16 protein-coding genes are annotated in these 19,218 nt (G+C 52.6%); 8 read left to right on the plus strand and 8 right to left on the minus strand.

The window, feature by feature from the left end:
- The first annotated feature begins 52 nt into the window (after positions 1–52).
- A complete protein-coding gene (locus NJQ98_RS00580) occupies positions 53–688 on the plus strand; it encodes an IS6 family transposase (RefSeq protein WP_262174597.1) in 636 nt (211 codons plus the stop codon).
- Positions 689–741: 53 nt separating this feature from the next.
- Entirely contained in the window at positions 742–1,107 is a 366-nt protein-coding gene (locus NJQ98_RS00585) for a hypothetical protein (protein WP_262174598.1), read from the plus strand.
- A 905-nt stretch (positions 1,108–2,012) separates the two neighbouring features.
- On the opposite strand, the gene NJQ98_RS00590 is transcribed toward NJQ98_RS00585, so the two are convergent.
- The 4 genes from NJQ98_RS00590 to NJQ98_RS00605 all read right to left on the minus strand — a co-directional run bounded on the left by NJQ98_RS00590 (position 2,013) and on the right by NJQ98_RS00605 (position 4,058).
- Complete coding sequence (locus NJQ98_RS00590) at positions 2,013–2,819, minus strand: recombinase family protein (RefSeq protein WP_262174599.1); 807 nt, start codon at positions 2,817–2,819, stop codon at positions 2,013–2,015.
- 73 nt (positions 2,820–2,892) lie between these two features.
- Positions 2,893–3,300, minus strand: a complete 408-nt coding sequence (locus NJQ98_RS19060; protein WP_348533564.1) for an HVO_A0114 family putative DNA-binding protein — start codon at positions 3,298–3,300, stop codon at positions 2,893–2,895.
- Between the two features lie 23 nt (positions 3,301–3,323).
- Positions 3,324–3,728 (minus strand): HVO_A0114 family putative DNA-binding protein, encoded by a 405-nt coding sequence (locus NJQ98_RS00600; RefSeq protein WP_262174601.1) that lies wholly within the window; start codon positions 3,726–3,728, stop codon positions 3,324–3,326.
- A gap of 30 nt (positions 3,729–3,758) precedes the next feature.
- Positions 3,759–4,058, minus strand: a complete 300-nt coding sequence (locus NJQ98_RS00605) for a toxin-antitoxin system TumE family protein (protein ID WP_262174602.1) — start codon at positions 4,056–4,058, stop codon at positions 3,759–3,761.
- A 367-nt stretch (positions 4,059–4,425) separates the two neighbouring features.
- Here NJQ98_RS00605 and NJQ98_RS00610 point away from each other — a divergent pair, with 367 nt between their 5' ends.
- From NJQ98_RS00610 to NJQ98_RS00620, 3 genes are read left to right on the plus strand one after another with little or no spacing between them, the layout of a single operon-like run.
- Positions 4,426–5,568: a hypothetical protein gene (locus NJQ98_RS00610; RefSeq protein WP_262174604.1), complete on the plus strand. Its 1,143-nt coding sequence runs from the start codon at positions 4,426–4,428 to the stop codon at positions 5,566–5,568.
- A 2-nt stretch (positions 5,569–5,570) separates the two neighbouring features.
- Positions 5,571–6,734 carry a hypothetical protein gene (locus tag NJQ98_RS00615; RefSeq protein WP_262174605.1) on the plus strand — a complete coding sequence of 388 codons (1,164 nt, stop codon included), beginning with the start codon at positions 5,571–5,573 and terminating at the stop codon, positions 6,732–6,734.
- Positions 6,735–6,794: 60 nt separating this feature from the next.
- Positions 6,795–10,595: a helicase-related protein gene (locus NJQ98_RS00620; RefSeq protein ID WP_262174606.1), complete on the plus strand. Its 3,801-nt coding sequence runs from the start codon at positions 6,795–6,797 to the stop codon at positions 10,593–10,595.
- 10 nt (positions 10,596–10,605) lie between these two features.
- Here the strand turns inward: NJQ98_RS00620 and NJQ98_RS00625 are convergent, their stop codons facing one another.
- The 3 genes from NJQ98_RS00625 to NJQ98_RS00635 all read right to left on the minus strand — a co-directional run bounded on the left by NJQ98_RS00625 (position 10,606) and on the right by NJQ98_RS00635 (position 16,056).
- On the minus strand, positions 10,606–11,637 hold the full coding sequence (locus tag NJQ98_RS00625) for a PDDEXK family nuclease (protein ID WP_262174607.1): 1,032 nt from the start codon (positions 11,635–11,637) through the stop codon (positions 10,606–10,608).
- On the minus strand, positions 11,637–15,269 hold the full coding sequence (locus NJQ98_RS00630) for a BREX-1 system adenine-specific DNA-methyltransferase PglX (protein ID WP_262174608.1): 3,633 nt from the start codon (positions 15,267–15,269) through the stop codon (positions 11,637–11,639). Before NJQ98_RS00630 ends, NJQ98_RS00625 begins: the two co-directional genes overlap by 1 nt.
- Before the next feature lie 337 nt (positions 15,270–15,606).
- Positions 15,607–16,056, minus strand: coding sequence for a hypothetical protein (locus tag NJQ98_RS00635; protein WP_262174609.1), 450 nt, complete (start codon positions 16,054–16,056; stop codon positions 15,607–15,609).
- Between the two features lie 126 nt (positions 16,057–16,182).
- Here NJQ98_RS00635 and NJQ98_RS00640 point away from each other — a divergent pair, with 126 nt between their 5' ends.
- The 3 genes from NJQ98_RS00640 (at position 16,183) to NJQ98_RS00650 (ending at position 18,196) form a co-directional block, all read left to right on the plus strand.
- Positions 16,183–16,461 carry a hypothetical protein gene (locus tag NJQ98_RS00640; RefSeq protein WP_262174610.1) on the plus strand — a complete coding sequence of 93 codons (279 nt, stop codon included), beginning with the start codon at positions 16,183–16,185 and terminating at the stop codon, positions 16,459–16,461.
- 7 nt (positions 16,462–16,468) lie between these two features.
- Entirely contained in the window at positions 16,469–16,897 is a 429-nt protein-coding gene (locus tag NJQ98_RS00645) for a hypothetical protein (RefSeq protein WP_262174611.1), read from the plus strand.
- 420 nt (positions 16,898–17,317) lie between these two features.
- Entirely contained in the window at positions 17,318–18,196 is an 879-nt protein-coding gene (locus NJQ98_RS00650) for a metallophosphoesterase (RefSeq protein ID WP_262174612.1), read from the plus strand.
- A 10-nt stretch (positions 18,197–18,206) separates the two neighbouring features.
- Here NJQ98_RS00650 and NJQ98_RS00655 read toward each other — a convergent pair whose 3' ends face one another.
- Positions 18,207–18,740, minus strand: a complete 534-nt coding sequence (locus tag NJQ98_RS00655; protein ID WP_262174613.1) for a hypothetical protein — start codon at positions 18,738–18,740, stop codon at positions 18,207–18,209.
- Between the last annotated feature and the right edge of the window lie 478 nt (positions 18,741–19,218).

The following is a 19,218-nucleotide window of genomic DNA, read 5'->3' on the forward strand; positions in this document are numbered from 1 at the left end:
TAGTGTTCAGATAAGGATTGAAGAGTGAGGCGTAGCGTTTTCTGAGTGCTCTATGCCCGAAAACGCTAGCCTCAGCGGAAGTCTCGACCAAATCGACTTAGATTTTGTGGAGCGAGAAGCGACACCGCGACTGCTGATGAAGCTGAGTATTCAGCTGCATCTGTCTGGACTATCACTTTCGAATACTGTTTCTATTCTTGAGGTATTCGGTGTCCAACGCGCTCGTTCAACTGTACATAATTGGGTTCACAAGGCAGATTTACAGCCTGAAGATGGACGGTCACCGGATCACGTTGCGGTCGACGAGACCGTGATCCAACTCAATGACGAGCAGTATTGGCTGTATGCCGCTGTTGATCCAGAAACGAACAAATTGCTCCATACAAAGCTGAGACCGACCACCACGAAGGTTCTCGCTCATTCGTTTCTAGCCGAACTCAGCGAGAAACACGACGTTGACGAAGCTGTGTTTCTTGTTGATGGGTCGCACTCATTACAAGATGCGTGTCATCGACATGGATTCGATTTCAGATATGCAAAACATGGAAATCGGAATGCTGTCGAACGTGTCTTTAGAGAAGTAAAACGTCGAACTATCTGTTTCTCAAACTGTTTCAGCAACGCCGAAGCAGAAACCGTCGACGATTGGCTCCAGTCGTTCAGCTTCGCATGGAATCAGCTTATCTGAACACGATGGTCAATATAGAGAAAACACTTACCAATACGCACTTAGATTCGAGTATGCGACGTCGGCAGGTTCTTGCACTGTTCGGGACTGCCTCTCTCGCTGGCTGTACCGGAATGGCAAGCGATGGTACGATAAAGACGGAGCAAAAGTCGCCCTCCGGAGAGAGCGTCATAGTCTTGTTTGATGAATTGCCGGCTGAGGAGCAGAATATCGTCCAGACAGCCATAGACGAGAACTTCTATCATGCTTGTCCGGAACTTCCAGATGCGATGCATTCTTTTGCAGAAAGAATGGGTAGCGAAGACACTTATCTGACGTACCAAGGGAATCAGTACGGATTGTGGGTTCGTATAGCGGATCAAGTGTATGCGATGTCTGCTTCACCCCCGGAAAACACTCCTAACTGTGGGATTATATAATCTAGCCGGTAGACGAACTGACTACTGAGCCTCTTCAGAGATACTACTGTTCTCAGAACCGCGCAAGATACAGCGCGCGAGTCGGTCACTGATTGTCAGATGAGGATTCTATCACGATGCTATTTTCACCATCTGGAGTGTGTACGTCGTATTTTGATAGGTGACGTAGCCTGTCGTCTCACGGGCGACTCGCCACGCCTCTGCTGGGTCACGCTCGAAGACTGATGGTGGGAGGCGGTCGGAGGCTGCGACTAATGTCCGAAGGTTGGCCGGTGGGGTCTCGTCACTTTGCCCACTCCATGTGGCGGATTCATTTGCTGAGATAGCAGTACTCACCGCCGTCCGTTGCTCCTGTGTAAGATTTGCCTCAGTGAGTGTTGGAATCTCAACGTCAACAGTTGATAGGTTGCTGGTCACACTGGCGGACACTTCAATGTAGACTGGGTACGTGGTACCGTGGACGCCCTGTGTTGTCGGTGAGGGTGTTGCAGTTGGAGGGGTTCAGTAGTCAGTGATGCAGTCGAGGTGGTCTCGGCAGTCGGTGTTCCAGATGATGAAACAAAGGACCCACAACCGGCGAGGGCCACCGCAAGACAAACAAGAAGAAGGCAAGAGCAGGACTTGCTATGGAGTGAAGCCATATTAAAAATATGCTCAGTCTTGGTAAGTGCTTTCTATAACACTGGCACATGTTGCATCAACTGTTACACTCGCAGACCTATTGAGGGAATTACTCTCTTTTGTCGGTCCTGGAATTATGTGGTCTGAGAACTAGCAGGTTACGTCCGAGTGACAATAGACTGTCGGCTATTGCCATTCCAGGGGAACAAAGCTCCTCAAACTTACAATCGAGAATTAAAATCCATCATACTGGGAACAGAGCAGGTCCACCGCTGATTAGACATCTACTGCTGATGACGGTGAATCTCATCGCGAACGATAGTCCGGATTTCCTGCTCAGGAAGACTCGTACCAGCTGGGATATTCGGTTCCTCGAGTGGCTCGAGTTCTTGGGCGGCAGCTTTGAGCCGCTCGTCTTCAGCTTCGGCGTAGAAATAGAGGTCACGACGATCATCATACAGGGCCCGCAACGTTGACTCGGCAACGGGCGTTCCATCAGCTGCCTCAGCGTACGTGTATCCTTGCCCGACCCTTTCGAGTGCCCGTCGAACAGTCAGGAATTCGTCGGTATTGACCTGGAGGTAGCCGTCTTCGACGTCGAACCCGGCTGGAGGCCGTCCAGTCCATCGGCCGGCCTCTTTGGCTGCATCGATGCCGGACTGAATCCGGCGAAGCTTCTGTTTGTGCTCGATACGAGCGAGGTCGCCCATGACCCCGGCAATGAGTTGGCTTACTGCTCTGTCGACGAGATCATCGTCGAGACTGATTTCGAGTCCGACTTCCATATCCCGAATTCCGGTTTCTTGACTGAGACAGAATTCGAGAAATTCGTGGATTTCGCCGGCGCCAAGTCGGGAGAGGCGAGAGAGTTCGTGGACGATGACGATGTCCAGATTACCGTCTTCAATATCTGTCCGGAGCCGCTGGTACTCTTCACCGCGCTCGGTATCGGTTCCACTGATAATGTCCGCGTAGGTGTGAATCTCCGGCTCGTCGTACGTGTCCTGGGCAAACTCTCGAAGTTCGCTGAGTTGACGGTGTGGGTCTTGGTCTGTTGTCGAGACACGGGCGTAGATCCCAATCACAGGCATACTTTCTGCGGTGTCAATCCAGTGTATAAGTTATTCACCGGTGAATATACCCTAAAAGACTGCACCAGACACCCTACGGAGCTACTGGGGTATCACTGTCGGTGTCGAGCCCTTGAACCGGAACAGCGCCGGAGAACTCGAGCTCGTCGTACCAGACCGTCGGGCGCTTGGCTCGGCTTTCGTCTTCCAGTTCGATGAGGCCATAGTCGGCGAGTTCGTGTACGTTCTCAGTGACTTCCGGTGGATGACGATCGACGAGACGAGCGAGCTCTCGGATACTCGAAGGGTTGTGTTGGACGATGGCTTCGAGCAGTTCGAGATTTGTCGGCCCGAAGATGCGGCCGAAGGTTGTGAGACTCTCGATGCTCAGTCGGGATGGATTGGGATATACGCCGTCACCAGCGTCGATAGCCCCGAGCGTGTCTTCGAGGCTATTGCGTTCTGGACGAGTTCCAATCGTGATGCGAAGTGTTCGAGTCAGGAGTGGAAAGACCCCAGTGAATGTCAGGGCGCAGCAGCACCAATATTATCACTTGATCCAGCGAACGGGATATCGATTTCAAGCCCATCGTAGGTCAATAGCGGTTTCTTTGCCTGCCCGGAACCACCTCCCTCGAATTCGATAACACCGATCGACTCGAGTTCAGTGAGATTCCGATGAACTTGTTTGTAGTCCCGGTCGACGAGTTCAGCGGCCTCGCGAATACTTTCAGGACCGTGATCCGAGATCGACTCTAACAGTTCCAGATTCTTTGGGCTGAGGAGCCGACTGAGTTCGGTGTACGAGTCGAAGTTCAATACCGGTTGGACGTCTTCAAGATCCTGACCCTCCTGTGCAGCTTTGATACGACTGCGGGTACGCTGATCGAGACGGTCGCGTTCACCGACTGTGACTTTGAGCGTTGGCATGTTGTGTTCCTCCTGGAGGCGTCCTACCGATTACCAATTCCATGAGACCGGTGACAGTTCTTCGGCTTCTTGTTTGAACCGGTCGTACAGCGTGAGCATCCCAGGGAACTCGATATATTCGACATCGGTCTGGGTGTGGCGCTCGTGTCCTTTCTGTCGTTCGTGAGCGTTGTCGTATCGGAGGATAGTATCGCCCCCAACTTCACCGAGATGCAGGCTGTAGTCCCAGCCACACGGGTACTTTTCATGGTCCGTTTGTCGGATGGTCACTGCAACAACGCAGCCGTCTTTCACATCCCGCCAGTCTTCGATTGTCGTGTAGGACGCCATCCGCTAGCCTATGTTATCATCTCCATAGACATAAGCCTATGGAGGAAGACCCATAGGCGAGTGAGGGGGGATCTACTCCGGACTTTCTGCGGCGACAGCTCAATTGATAAACTGTCCGGGTTTTGAACGGCCCGTGAGAAGGACTACCTATCTACGGAAAACGATACCCTTGATAGAATTGGGACACATCTGCTATCCTGATATCACGGATACATCAGGTACCCACTATTCGTTATAGCTCTGGAAAATTGCCCTATCTAATTCGAGGAATGTAGCTAAAACACGCTTAGACCGCTCACTGAGAGCGATAACAACAAAATAGTCACTATGTAAACGCTTACGTAGCCAGCTATAAGAATATGGCACAATGGGCGTCTTTGAGGTCGAACAAAGTTCATTCGACGACCTCGCAAGTTTCAACCACCACCTCGCAAGCAGCGCACGTGAGAACATTTCCAGCGACCTCTATATTGTAGCCGGACTCTCACAGTTCTCCAAACAGGAATTCTTCGAGATACTCACCCAACGAGGGTACACAATCGAAGACCTCGGTGCAATTCAGAAGATCAGTCGCACATATACGACCAGTGGCGACGCCCCGGACGACGCAATCCTGGAAGAAGAGCAAGAAGAAGCCGAAGAGGAAGACAATGGCAGCGAACGAATGGCCGAATTCTACCTCTACTACGACGAAGAGAGCGGTGTAACCCTATTCTACACTGACCAGCGAAAGACCAAGGAGATCAAATACACCGTGGCCAAGCTTCTAGATGGGGAGCGAGGTCTCCATTACCTGTACATAGGCCCTAGCCTGTTCAGGGACATAAGACGAGAAATCATCAGGAACGAGGAAATCGCTGAAATCACAAAGTTCGTCGCTGACCGCTTAGAGGACAGTGACTACCCCTGCCGGATTCGGCCTGAAGTTGAGCGCACAATCCAGTACTACGGCGATGATGGCATCGAAGCACTCGAAGAGATGGAGGAGAACTACGGTGTCCGGCCCCGCAACATCACCTTCAACGTCCCAAACCAAGCTAAATTCCGCATCACACGCAAAGGTGTGTTCTCCCTCGGGCGTGGTGACCTGACCACACTCTTCGAATACGTCGAACTCTGCATCGAGAAAGCCCTCGAGATCAAGGAAGCATACGGCGAGTCAGAGTTCAAGATGCTCGCCACCACCGAGACGCTCAGCGTTCCGACTTCCGAGCCTGCATCGATTGAACTGAGTGGCCAGCTCGAATACAGCGAGGTTGAAAAGGTCAAATCGCGGATGAACGAGGAAGGCTACCTTCTGGTTGATTCCTTCCAACAGGAAGGGTCGCTATACTTCTCGTCGAAGGTGATGGACACCAAGAAAAAGAACAAGTTCCGTATCAAGGCCAGTGAGGACGAGATTCGGGTGTTCCCACAGGAGACAGATGATAATCTTGGTTCCTTCCTTCGATTCCACGAATTCGTTCAGAGCAACATTGACCCAGATGCAAGTGTGGTAGTTGAGACGTAAACATGTGCGACGAGGTCGCGCCTAGTGACGATGCCGCTGACATCTATTCGTATATTGAGGATCATCATCCTCGATGGCGCGACCGCAAGGAAGAAATCAAGCAAGAGAGTCTCGGTCAGACCGAAGATACCGAGAATATCATCAAAAAGCGAGTTGAGAAGGCAATCAAGACAGAGCAGAACCACGATGACCTTCTCGACTCAACCATCACGGCCTTCGGCCCCACATCGACCATCTTCGATGAGACAGGGTGGAAGCTGCTCGGAACTGAACCACTGTACGAGATTGACCCCGCGCTTCGGAACTCCGACGCTATTGTAGGGCATGATGACCGGGACACGATCGTTACTATCGAATGCAAATCAGGCTTATCCTCCCCGAGAAACGCACTTGAACAGATTCGGGATGCCGGCGACATCATCCTAAATCACGCAGACCATCTAGAGAACAAGACCGGCGTCTCCTTCGAGAACGTTGAGCGTGTGTTGTGTGTTCCTGGTCAGAAAGCATGGCGTGCAATCGAAGCAATAGAGGCCGAAGAAAGTGAGGAAAGCCCGGATGAACCCATCTATCTGTGGAAGCTGAACCGCTTCCAAGACGAAACTCTCCAGCTCCACCAGCAGTTCGAAACTCGTTCCGAATCCGAATCAGTGCATGAGAGCCGTCTGGCGGAGATGCTTACCGGTGATGGAATCCGGATTGCAGACTGTCCATTGCTCACGCCATCGTTCTTCCCGGACTCACACCCGTTCACGGTCATGGAGCATACTTTCTCAGAGATTCTCTGGAATCGAACTGGTGAGGACAATGGGTCGATTCGAAACTTCACGCGCGCTGAAATTCACAACTTTATCAACGACCAACAGAACGTTCCGCACTACGACACTGAGGTTGTAGCCGATATGCTAACCGAGGAATTGCTATCAAAGTTGTTGGACTTCGGTTTGATTGAGGAGGATAACCCATCAGAGGAAGGAATGGGATCCAGTGTCGAACTCTACGGATACGATGAGGACAGCGTCTCGGGACAGAGTATGGACACGATTCTGGCCACCCTGAAGGAAGAATACCAGAGTGAGTTGATTGAGCGGAAGGCAGAGCGAGAAGCAATCAAGCAGACTGTAGAGGAGTTCCTTGACGACCAGAGTTCGTTCGACGATTACTAACGAAGACGTTCAGGGGAGGCGAAGTTTTCAACACACTTGGCAACCAGTGGTAACTATCTGATGTTATCACTGGATCCACTCGTCGACAATACTGACGGCACACTCGAAGATGCATACCGAAAAGTCAGCCCCGAGTGTGAGGAGATACGCATCGCGACGGGCTACTTCTATCTCTCCGGGTTCAATCTCATCAAGGAAGATTTAGCGAACCTACGTGACCCGGATGAGATGGCGTACGCTCCGCTACGGATTCTAATGGGTCGAAAAACAAATCGGGCTACAGCAGAGGAGATCTCTGAAGGACAGACTCTCCGAGAACAGTTTACGGATGAATTGGAGAGTGACATCGAGAGCCTGAACAACGCCCAGCTGGAACGGCTCGACCGGTTGCGCGACTTCATTGCAAATGATTTAGTCGATATACGGGTCCGGAATCCCGAACAGGGCTATTTCCACGCCAAGGGGGTGTCTTTCCGTGGTGCCGTTGACGACCCCGATATTCGAGAGGGCGAAACGGACCGCCGGGCAGCTGTAACCATCGTCGGTTCGTCAAACTTCTCTCAGAGTGGCCAGCGAAATAACGTCGAGCTCAATCTCACAAGTCAGGAACGCGGCGATGCCAGGGCCTTCGAAAAGTGGTACGACAACCAGTGGGCGAATGCAGAAGAATTCTCGGAGGAGATCGTACAAATCATCGAGAATAGCAGCCGGTACAAGCAGTGGAAACAGAAGCAATCGGACGACAGCGACGACGAAGAACTCGGAACATATCTCGAGCCCTTCGAGATGTACAAGCTGCTCGCCTATGACGAACTCAGCGGGAACGTAGGTACACGTGACAGCCCGCTCTACTACTTCCAGACGCTCGGGTATGAGAGTGCCAAGGAGAAACTATCGCGGTACGATGGTTGTATCATTTCCGACTCAGTCGGTCTGGGGAAGTCGTTCATCGGGAGTGAGTTGCTCTACGACTACCGACAACGGGGCGACCGATGTCTCCTAGTCGTTCCGGCAAACCTGACCGAGCAGTGGGCCGATCTCTTGGAGAGCGCCACTGACGAAGACGGGGACCCGTTCTTCGGGCTCGAAGTCGATGAGACCCACCTCCGGGTAATGAGCATCAGTAAGTTCCAGAACCTCTCATACGAGGACGTTCAAGAACTCGACGACGCCTTCGACGTGGTGCTGATCGACGAGGCCCATCGATTCCGTAATTCGGGGAAGTGGAATCCGAACCCTGGGCACGACGACGCGTACCAGGGGACGCGTCGGCATGCTAATCTCCGCTTGCTCAGGGAGCAGACAATGATAATGCTGACCGCGACGCCGATTAACAACTCAGCAACGGACCTGAAGAACCTCATCAGTCTCTTTACCAGCCCAGAGGAGCTGATGAACAAGGCGTCACTCGACTTCGATGCCTTCGACCAGTATATCGAGAAATCGGAGCAGCGCAAGCGCATTGCGGCTGGGAAAGAGGAGGTGACTGAGGACGAAGAACAGGAACTGACCGAGCAGCTCCAGCGACACTCGACGGAGATTTCCGAGATTCTGAACGAGGTGATGGTCCTCCGGACTCGGAAGCACGTCAAGGAGACAATCAAGGAGGACGAGGAGTTCAAGATGGACTTCTCGCCACCGACACTCCACAAGGAGCAGTACAGTCTCCCGCCAGCGTACCAACCCATCTATCGGATGCTCCCGGACGTGATGGATGCACTCCACCTCCCCCATATCACGATTCGCAATCCGCAGGCGGGTGGCACGCTGAAAGCGCTCTACAAACTCAATCTACTGAAGCGGCTGGAGTCGTCAACGTATGCCTTCGTCCAGTCGATTCAAACACTCCACGAGAGCGAGCGGTCGTTGCTCGGATTTCTGGAAGGCCTACCTGATGACGAAGATATCGAGGTACTTCGAGCCGTCCAGGATGACGAAGCCGCCACCACTATCGACGACTTTGTCGAGGGGGAGGATGCCGCCGAAGACCTGGAGCAAAATCTGGAAGAGTTCGGCTTCGATACGGGAGCTCTCCGATCTGACAGCGGTGACGACGACAGTGACCTCGAGCTGGCCGATGCGACGGTTGGTGAAGTAAAGCGGTACATCAGAGAGGACCTCACACTCATCGCATACTTTCTCTCGCGATTCATCGGACGCGTCGCCGAGGACGCTGGCGGCGTCGCGGATGCCGAGGTTGAGCTGGAGCGGTGGCTCGCAGACAATGGGGCAGCAGTCTTGCCTGAAGTCCCCGAGGAGGACCACAATCCAGTGCTCTATCGGAGTGAACTCGTTGACGCCGACACCCAAACGATGGACTTCTACGAGGCAGTCTTCGCACTCCGAGAGTTCCGGGACCCGAAGATTGACCGACTGGCGACGGTGCTCAACGGGTACGAACAGAAGGTTCTCATCTTCACCCAGTACCGAGCGACGGCAGACTACGTCCATCGGACGCTCATCGAGGACCCAGAGTCCCCGCTCACGTCGGCTAACAGCGCTGTGGTGAAAGGCGGCGACGAAAACAAGCAGGACATCATCCGGCGCTTCGCACCCGACGCAGCGGGCTATCAACAGACGCTCGCGGAGAGTGACGAAACAGAACTCCAGTACGTTGTCGCCACCGACACACTGAGCGAGGGGGTCAACCTTCAGGACATCAGTGTCGTTGTCAACTACGACCTGCCGTGGAATCCCATGCGAATCGTCCAGCGGGTCGGGCGAATCGACCGCATCGGGTCGACGGCGGAAAAGTACGTTCACAACTTCTACCCCGACGGCGACATCGAGGCGGCGATCAAACTCTTGGAGCGTCTGCAGGCGAAGATCGACGACATCGCGCTCATCGTCGGCAAAGAGAACAATATTCTCGACCCCAACGAGGACGCCGTACTGGAGCGGGCAGGCGTCGAGACGCAGAAAACTATCGGCGAACTCGAAGTTGAGGAGATTGAGGAGTCGCTACGGCAGTCTCGCGAGGTCGACGACTACAACGAACTGGACGACACCTCGAAGAACCCCCTGCTCCGAAACGCGGGGAGCGACGAGAGTGCTGCCTTCGAGCGGTATCTGCTGAAGCAGGAGCTGAACGACGACTTCGAACTCGACACTGATGATTTCGAGTTCGCCGAGGAGTATCTCGATGAGGCACCAGGAGAGCGTGAAATGCTATACACCAACGCTATCGGCCACGAGTCCGGCCCACAACCAGGTGTGTTCGGACTCGCCCATCTCTGGTTCGAGGACGAAGACAGCGGTGAAGCCGAGCCCGCTCCGCTCGGTCGTGTCCGGCGGGCATTCTACTACAAACCGTTCGCTGGTGAAGTGAAAGAGCGCCCAGTTCGACATCTCGGAATCGAGCCGGGCACCAGCGGCGAACCTGTCGATGGGAACACCGACTCCATATTATCGAACCGTGAGGACATCGAAGAGCACCTGGACAACCGGCTGGAATCAATCCGTGAAGGACAAGTCGGTGCTGCGTTCAAGCAGGGTGAAAAGTTCTCGAAGGAGCAGGAAACGATTCTGGACTTCTTGAGTGGTTATATTCTCCTGAATCACGACGACGAGACTGCTCCGGTAGACGACCACGACACGCTGGGAGAGTGGGCTGCCGATTTACAGAAGCAGCTAAACGAGGTCAAACTCAAAAACACAGACGAGGATCGTATTCTACGGGAGACATTCCGAAATCATCCTGAGTACGAATCTCTCCCTGAGTGGCCGCCTTCGGAGTTTCTTGCTGAGGTGGATGCGTTCCTTGAAGAGAACATCAAGACATCGTCCGAGTATCAGGACACGCTCGTGGGAGAGAGTGCCGTTCAGGCCCGGCTACTCTGCTGGGGGATCATCGGAAAATAGGTGACTTCTGTTACCAATCGATGTCGCCAACCTCTGTTCGACGCAACTCAGAGAGGCTCATTCCGTGCTCTGAGTGTTTCCAGTAGGGATAGCCGTTGACGTTGAATTCTCGCCCAGTCGCTCGCTCTAAGACGGCCTGTGCAAGTGCTGTGAACGAATATTCGGTCCCGTTTTCCAGCCACTCCACGTTGTTGCTCCGGCCAGTCTTGCCCGTGATACGACCGCGCCAGAAGTCAGTGTCCGCATCGTACTCTATCTCGCTGTCGTTGGGAACTTTCCCCGGGTCAAACATGACGATATCCCCTTCCTCGACTAAGCCCGCCTCGAGGAGGACTGTAATCGCCCGCTCTGCACGGCTGGTACTCCTACTCTGTTTCCGCTCTTTCTGCCGACGCTTCGCCATGTACTCCTCTGCCTCTGGAACCGGGAGCACCCGTCGGGAACTAATAAAGACCTGATCGTTACGCTGGTGAGCCTCCAGTTCTACACAGGTGATGTCCATCCCGAACTCGCGTTCAAGCCAGACCACAGGTGTCGTGATTTCCGGACCGAAGCTGCCTGCTGCTAGTACGATTCGCGGTCTGTCGTCGAGTGCGAAGTCAGCATACCCGTCCTCAGCGGTCCCGACATCTTCACCGAGGAACGTCCTGAAGGCTTCCCCGACGTCATCTGGCGTCAGCTGGTCCTCTTCGTCCCGGCGATCATTCCAGAAGCCGCGATAATCCTGCTGGAGCTCTTCTGCGCTAATCGTCGAGCAGTAGCTCGCGTACTTGATCGCTTGGAGGTCGGTCGTCGCATCTGCACGGTCTCGCTTCAATTCGACTACGACCAGTTTGCCGTCGGGGTCAAGTGCCAGTACATCGGGTCGTTCGGCAGTCCGGTCGAACTTGGCATACTGTGACGCAACGACCAGTAAATCCTCACCTAGAATTTCAGGCGTCTCGATAACCCACTCTTCGATATTGGCCTCCGTGACGTCTATTGATTCGAAGCTCGCTGGTTCCAAGGCATCGAGGCCCTGTCCGTTGACGTGATAGACCATTATTCGAAGGGCCCCTCTTCTGCGAGCAGGTCGAACTTCTCGAAGACCATATCGAAGTACTCCTCGTCCATCAGACGTGGATTCTCGACTCTGTGGAAGTCATCCAGTATAAATTCGACCTCACGACGTTCTAACCCATACGCATGGAAGGCTGCTGCGTCAATTTCAGCCCGAAGGCGCTGACGCTCGTCTCCTGTCGTTGCAGCGTCAATACCTCCAAGACGCTCACGCATATCTGCGAATTCCTCTCCATAGCAATTCAACCGAGCAGCTCTATCAGAGATGTAGTGGAACCAGTCATCTCCGTCTGTGAGACGTGGTAGTTGGGACTCATTGAATTTGTACTGGACGATATGACTGTCTACCTTAGTCCGCATTAGGTAATCGAACGGAACACTGTTGAGAAGTCCAGCCACCACGAAGAGTTCTTTATCGGTGAACGCCCGATTGTAGGCGCTATGCATAGGATAGTTTCCGAGGTCTTCTTCGCTGGGGTCGATAACGTACGGGCGGATTGTACAGATAGTGTGGACAGTTACGACATCTTTCGGTAGTACTGTCGCGATCAGGCTTCGTTCGTCATCCGCTCTCGCGATATTTCGAATCCCGATACGGTATTCAGTACAATCCAAAAGGACATCCTCTTTCGACAACTCTGGCCGGCCGTGCTGCTCCAACAGATCGTTGACGAATCCCTTCTGTGAGCCCGTGCCATCGAACTTCTGATAGATGGACTTCTTCAGGCTCGTGTTTACATCTCGTGACCTGAAATTCTTCATTCGAACTCTATGTTTGGCACTTAGCTCGGGGTCATCCTCATTAACGCCCCACAGAGAGATTGGAGTGAGATTCTCTTCGATTTCGTTGTCGTATGCGAACTGGTGGATGTTCTTCCCCTCGTAGATTGGGTAGTCTCCCTCCTCTTCTGACTCAATAAGGCGGTCAGAGTCCGTCGCTCGATCCAATTCCTTCATATAGAGGATAGCGAACCATGTATCGTCAACCTCCTGACCGATAGGAGGATACTGAATCATTTTCCGCAGTGCGTCTATTAAGCTCTGAGACCGGAAATAGGGGAAAATTCCAGCTTCGGGCGAATAGTGTTTGAGAACCTCTACTGGGACATCTATCGAACGCTCTTCGAAATGCTCCAGTATCGAAACGTCTCCATTGCTAAATCCACCCTTCACAGCCCCTGTACTACCGCTGTTCTTAAACGTACAAACAGAGAACCGATACCGGTCATCCAGCTCATCGAATATCTGCTTATTCTGGAACTGGACAAAATGTTCGAGTGTGGTGTGGTCTATGAGATATTGGCGTAAGTCCTTGCCAGTAGCTCCGAGGAAGAAGCTCCCCGGCATAATTTGGGTCACGTACGTGTCTTCACTCGCTAACTGAGTCGTTCGCTCGAAGAAAAACAGCGAGAGTTCATTTTCCGTGGCGACCGTTTTCCCTCCAACAGTCGGACTCTGAAGTTCGTACTGGGTAGTGGTATTGTAGTACTCTGCTTTGAGTTCCATCTCACGCTGGAAGTCTTCCCACGCTTCACGCACCTCCGGATCTTCCAGCAGCTTTTCTTGCATCTCGTCTTTTTCGCTTGGGGGGCGGGTGCGAAATCGCTCGTCGTACTTCGGGAAGAAATGGTCTCGATCTACCGTTAGGACGTCCCACGGTGGGTTTCCGATAATGACGTCGAAGCCTCCATCCCGGTATACTGGTGCGAATTCCAGGACCCAGTGGAAAGGATGGAATTCTTCGAGTACATCCGCATCAACATCATCAATACCAGCTTCCTTGAACTGGCTGAGAACCTTCTCATCCAACTCTTCACTGTGTGAGGCTATACGAGATTCAGCTAATCGCCGGGCATTGGTCGCCTCTTTCGCACTCGTAGCTTCCCGGTGTCGGTCGATCGCCTCTATAACGTCCTCATAGAGTTCTCTGACACTCGATTCTGTCCCGGCACCCCAGTTATTCAGCGAACCGTCACCCGCCTCCGTCGCAACTTCCATTGTCTCAGTAAACCCAATGAGTGAGTTCCCCTGTCGAATGTTGAAGTCAATGTTGGGGAGGGGCTCTACTTCGCTTGGTTCATCCTCGATATCCGCAACCATTGAGAGCCACAAGCGAAGCTTGCAGATTTCTACGGCACCATCGTCGATATCGACACCATAGAGATTGTTCAGGATGATTGAGCGCTTAGCGTACAACGATGCGTTACCCCGTCCGCCTTCGATGTGCTCCAGTTCCTCACGCGTCCGGTTCTCCAGTTCCCATCCTCTCCCCTCAGACTCCAACTGCTGAAAGAGGTTGATACACTGCATATAGATATCCAATAGGACCTCCTGAGATGCGAGCAAAAATGCACCACTACCGACCGCAGGGTCGAGCACTCGCATCTCAGTCAGCACGTCGTGATATAGAGTCTCGACGTGCTGAGTCTCGATATTCTGGCTAGGTGCTTGGGCTGTTACAGCCCCGCCATCAGCAAGCGCAGTAATATCTGCTTCTGCCTCCACCGAAGGGAAACCGAATACGTCATCGATTGTATCGTATTCCGCGTCAACGGCGTCGTTGAGTTGGTCAAGGAGATAGGGATGTATCGAATGTCGAGCCATGAACCCGGTGATCTCCTCGGGGGTATAGTACGCCCCCATCTCTTTCTGGTTGACCGTCTGCTCGAAGATGTGTCCGAGAATCGCTGGCGAGAGATTCTTCGGGTCGACGACATCGAGGCGCTCGTCGACGTTCCAGTTCCAGTCCGAGAGGAAATCCAAGATATCCCCGAAGTATTCGTTCGTCTGCTCTGACGAGTCGCCCAATCGCGCGTCTTCGAATTCCTCTTCGACCGGATTCTTCGAGAACAATCCGCCGTTCAAGTACGGCAAGCTCCCGAAGTCGGGGTCCTGCTTCCCCTCCGCAAGCATTTCGAAGAACAGTGGGTGATAGAACTCGTCGTAGACGTCGCCGCCCTCGTCAACGATCGCTTCGTGCTTCTCGTGTAGATACTCGATATTGCGGTCGAGAAGCCGCTTCTCCTGAATGAAGTAGAGGAAAATCATCCGGTCGAGGAGGACCTGGACGTACCGCTGTTTTGCGTCTCCACGATTGTCGGGGATATTGGCGACTTCCTGGACCAGATTTGTCCGAAGCTCCTCGAACTGCTGGTAGAACTCCTTGACCACCTGCTTGGTGTCGTAGAGTGTGTCCTGAATGGCGTCAGCAGAGCCGTACTCGATGCTATTGAGCTTCTGGAGAACGGTATTCTTCTCGCCGCTCTCGCTCGTCATCTGCTCTTTGGTGAACGAGAGCTTCTGGTGCTTGATGCGGCCATGCTGCTGGCCTTCCCAGCTCCGGATACGAGTCAGGAAGGTGAAATCCTCGTAGTCGTTCGTCGCGACGAGGTTCGTCCGTCGGTTTCGATTGTCCGGCTTGAAATCCGTCGCCGATTCGCCCGGCCCCGCTTCGACAACGACGATGAATTCGGTGTCGGTGAGCTGAAGGACCAATTCGTTCTCCTCGCCGAGATTTTCCCGTGGCTTCAGTCCACGCTTCTTGAAGGAATCAGCGATAGCATCGAGAGAATTCCAGCCCGCGATATCTTCCTTGGAAATCTGCTGGAGAGCCATGGCTTTACGTAATTAGCACGTAACATAAAACCAACCGCTGTATGCTCTTTCTTGACTAGGCTATGGTGTGAAGACGATTGTTCTAAGTAAATAACACAACAGCACTGGTAGATTTATTCCAGTTTGTTGAAATTGTTGACACTGTGGTCAGAAATTCGGGCATCTCTGAGGAGAAGCGTTTGTGATGGAAATAGGTCTGAGGGCAGTGTGGTTCAAGTCGAGGAAGTCCAAAATCGAATGGGAGGATAGAGGGTTAAAACGGTGGGTCGCCAGTACATCAACTTCACTGAGAATCTGGAAGACCTGTACCGAGGATAGACCTCTTCCTCAATCAGGGTTACAGCATTGGTTCGTAATCGGGGAACACCTGCTCTGCTTTCTGATTGACGGCTTGCGGTGGTTTCACCGGTTTGTTGTCGCTGGATACGTAGTACCGCTCTTGGTCGAGCTTCTGGATGTGATAGTCTTCGCCGTCCGCTGTTTCGACCATGACACGCACTTCTTGTTCTTCGACGGTGTCCGAGGTTCCTGGGTTGAGGTGATGGTCGAAGTCTGCCCTGTCAAAGTACGGTTTCATCGTTGCCTGGACGTCGTCCGGGAAGACGTGTGCTCCGCTTACCAGTGTGTATCGTCTGCCCACGGCGTTCCGGTCGGGGAGTTCCTGGATGATGGTTGGGCTGTCGTAGTCGTCCTTGGTTTTCAGCAGCTCGTATCCAACGTTGTCGTCGTCCTCGAGTTCTGAAGGAGCGGTCTTGACGAATACTGATTTGATGGTTGCACCAGCCATGATTACTACTTGTACGTGATTTTCTGGTAAGTAGACATCAAGCTTTGCACGTCGAGTAATCCTCAATCCGGGTTTATGCTGGCTATGACGCCGGGGTATAAGTTAGGAGGGGATACATTCCTGGGTATGCCCAGCGATGCCGACAGCTTTGAGGTGAATCTGGATAGCTTCAAGGAGTTCGTTGATGACGATGGCCGACACTTCTACGTAATTCAGTTCGAGGATGGTAGTGGACGTATCTTCCGGAAGCAACCGAGTGAGGATGGGAATTCGATAGCTGAGTTTGAAATCCGAAATCGTTATGCGAAGGAAGGGATGGCGAAGATCGCGGCGGCAACTGATTTTGATGTCAATGAGGATGCGAACACGCAGCAAAACCTTCGGAACTTGATGGACGGAAAGTAGAGGGATGATGGATTTGACTTCGGCTCCGGTTCTCGGTTTTCTGGGCGGGATATTCGGAGGTACTGTTGCTCAGGGATGGGCGTTTCTCCGTCGTAGGAAGCGTGACTTGGACCGGCTTCGATCTGTATTGAAGGAGACACGGGAGCTCTCAGAAGCTGATTTGAAATCGGCGGACAGCGCTCACTCAGAACTAACCGATGAGGATATCCTGTTGCTGCAGGATGAGTTGAAGCAGGTCCGTCTTCAGGCATCGTATCTTCTTGGAGAGCGTCAGAGGGAGAGAATCAACAAGGTGGAGAAGCAGTTCTCGATGATCTCGCATTCTGCAGGGAACATCAATACGAGTCTAGATAATGGCCAGCTGGCAGAGCGGTTTACGGAGACCTCAAATGAGGCGTTGGATTCGCTGAAGTGGGGAGCGGTCAGGATTCTGTAAAAACAGTCCTTCGCAACCCTTCACTATGACAATTCGACAACAGCGGCCATCTGTCCGAAGTGTCCGATAAATGCCGAGGCATGACGGTCCTGTCGTCGACACAGTCGAGAACATCGATAGCCATCTCACAGCCTATAAGCTCGACGAGAGCGATGCCTAAGTAGATTTTGACGCCGTCGACGAGGAAACAACAGGGTTTACCCACTTCCAGTGGCGGGTCAGCTACGAACTGGACAGCGATTCTCTGAAGGAACCAGTAGGTGACGATCGGGAAGCGGAAACTGAGACCCCGGGATACAAGAACATCAAGATCATAGGCTACATTTCAAATTAGCAGAGAGCGTCAGAGTTCTCTGTACTTGACCAAGTACTAGTTGAAAATTAGACAGTTGAATCTGAAACATCAGTTAGTACCTTCCAATGTCGATTCTCTGTATCAGCGATATTCTGTGGGAGACCCCTGACACGGATACTTTAGAAACGTTGGAAACCGAGATTTCTGATGAGGAACCCTCACTGGTTCTCTTTGCAGGAGATATAATCAACGACGGCATGAACAGCGAGGAGCATACCTCCGAGTTCATCGAGCTACTGGAGTACTTAGAGGAACTGGAGATCACATCTTTCACGATAGAGGGGAACCACGATGAGTACTCGAATTATGAAGCGGTAGTCGAACAAACCGAGGAATTGGAGTACGCAAGAGAAATATCCGGGGAAACCGCTGAATTTGACGGTCTACAGGTACTGGGGATTCCGTATTCCCATACACATTATCTCCGGGAGGCCCGGCAGTTGGGTAACGAGTTTTCAGGAAGCTACGATATCGTATTGGCGCACGCGGAGACATCCCGGAGGATCTGGCTTCTGAACCTTGATACCCAGTTTATCGTCACGGGGCATGTCTCTGAGCAGCTCTGTGAAATCCAGGATCATATTTTCGTGTCGATGGGATCATTCCCCCGCGATAGATTGGTCTTCAGATCTGGTTTGAACGAAGTATTGTACCGGCGTCATTCAGACTCATTCTTTGCCAGTCAAGATGTGTACGAGGCTGAAGTCAGGGTAGAGGATGGTGAATTGGTCTGGGTGCGTGACGAGCATGAGGAGGATAGAGTAGGTTTGAAAAAGCTGAGCGACTCCGATTACCCTGAACGGTTTGAGAAATTGATCGCGGCCAAGGAGAGGGTCCAAGAAGTGAATGAAGAGGAAGAAAGGAAGATTATCGAATCGTTGCTGGACAGCGGGATCCCGAAAACTCATATCCGAGAGTACATCAACCGCTACGATTTCCTGTAGGTGGAGTTCCTTAGATCAGGCCTGGAACTGGATGTAGTATTACCAGGGTCAGTGATGCAGCGGTCAACTTCAGGCACTGATCTAGCTTCTTCAGCTTCTCATCGTTCCTGGTCCGGTTCCCTTTGAAGAACATCTCTGGGTCATCAGTTTCCTCGTTGCCTGTAATCACCGTTAGGTAGGATATGACGAGTTCACGTCGAACCGGTTCCGGCGGATCATCGATGTACTGCAGATAGTCTTCTTCATCCAGTCCAGGTCTGTGGTAGTCCCGGACCCAGAGAGCGGAGATCCCGTTGAACACTGAGATCAGTGCGACCGCCATCGCTGCGTAGTGCATAATGTTGAGGCTGGAGAAGATGCTGACTACGGAGACTATGATTGCATCGACGGTCAGTACGGTACCGATCTTGGATTCGACTGAGGTTCGCCGGTCTGATTCTTCCTGGTATCGGAGCCGGATTTCTTCGAGGGCCAGCTGAGAAAGATCTACATCACTATCACTGCTGCCGTCTTCTTCGTCGTCGCTGCCCTCGTTGTCGGTCATTCAAAATTCTCTGCCGCACTCGTCGCAGACGCGGTCTCCCTTGTTCTTCTTGAGGGGACTGAAACTTGACTCGTCCTTGCACTTTGGGCATACAGGCATGGCTGTGTTGTTAGTAGGTTTCTCCGCATTCGTCGCAGGTGTGTTTGTCTTTCTCTTCTCCGTCTCCGAGCTCGGCGCTGTGGGTCAGTGCTCCGTCCTTGCAGTCAGGGCACAGTGGCATGGGTTCAGAACGTTTCCCCGCATTCATCGCACTCTTGTTCGGCGTTCTGGATCAGACCTTTCAATGCGTCGTCTCGACAGTCAGGGCAGAGAGGCATCGTTTGTGCCAGGTAGTAACCATTTACATTTTATAAGCGTTTGGCGGAGACTGGTAGTTACAAAAACTCTGCTATTGCATCTCTTCTGCAAGTTTCTCTCATAATCTAGGTGTACTCCAGTTTTGGTTTAACAGTATCAGTGGCTCTGTTGAAATCCTCAG

It is taken from the genome of Haloarcula laminariae (assembly GCF_025457605.1).
Lineage (GTDB): Archaea > Halobacteriota > Halobacteria > Halobacteriales > Haloarculaceae > Haloarcula > Haloarcula laminariae.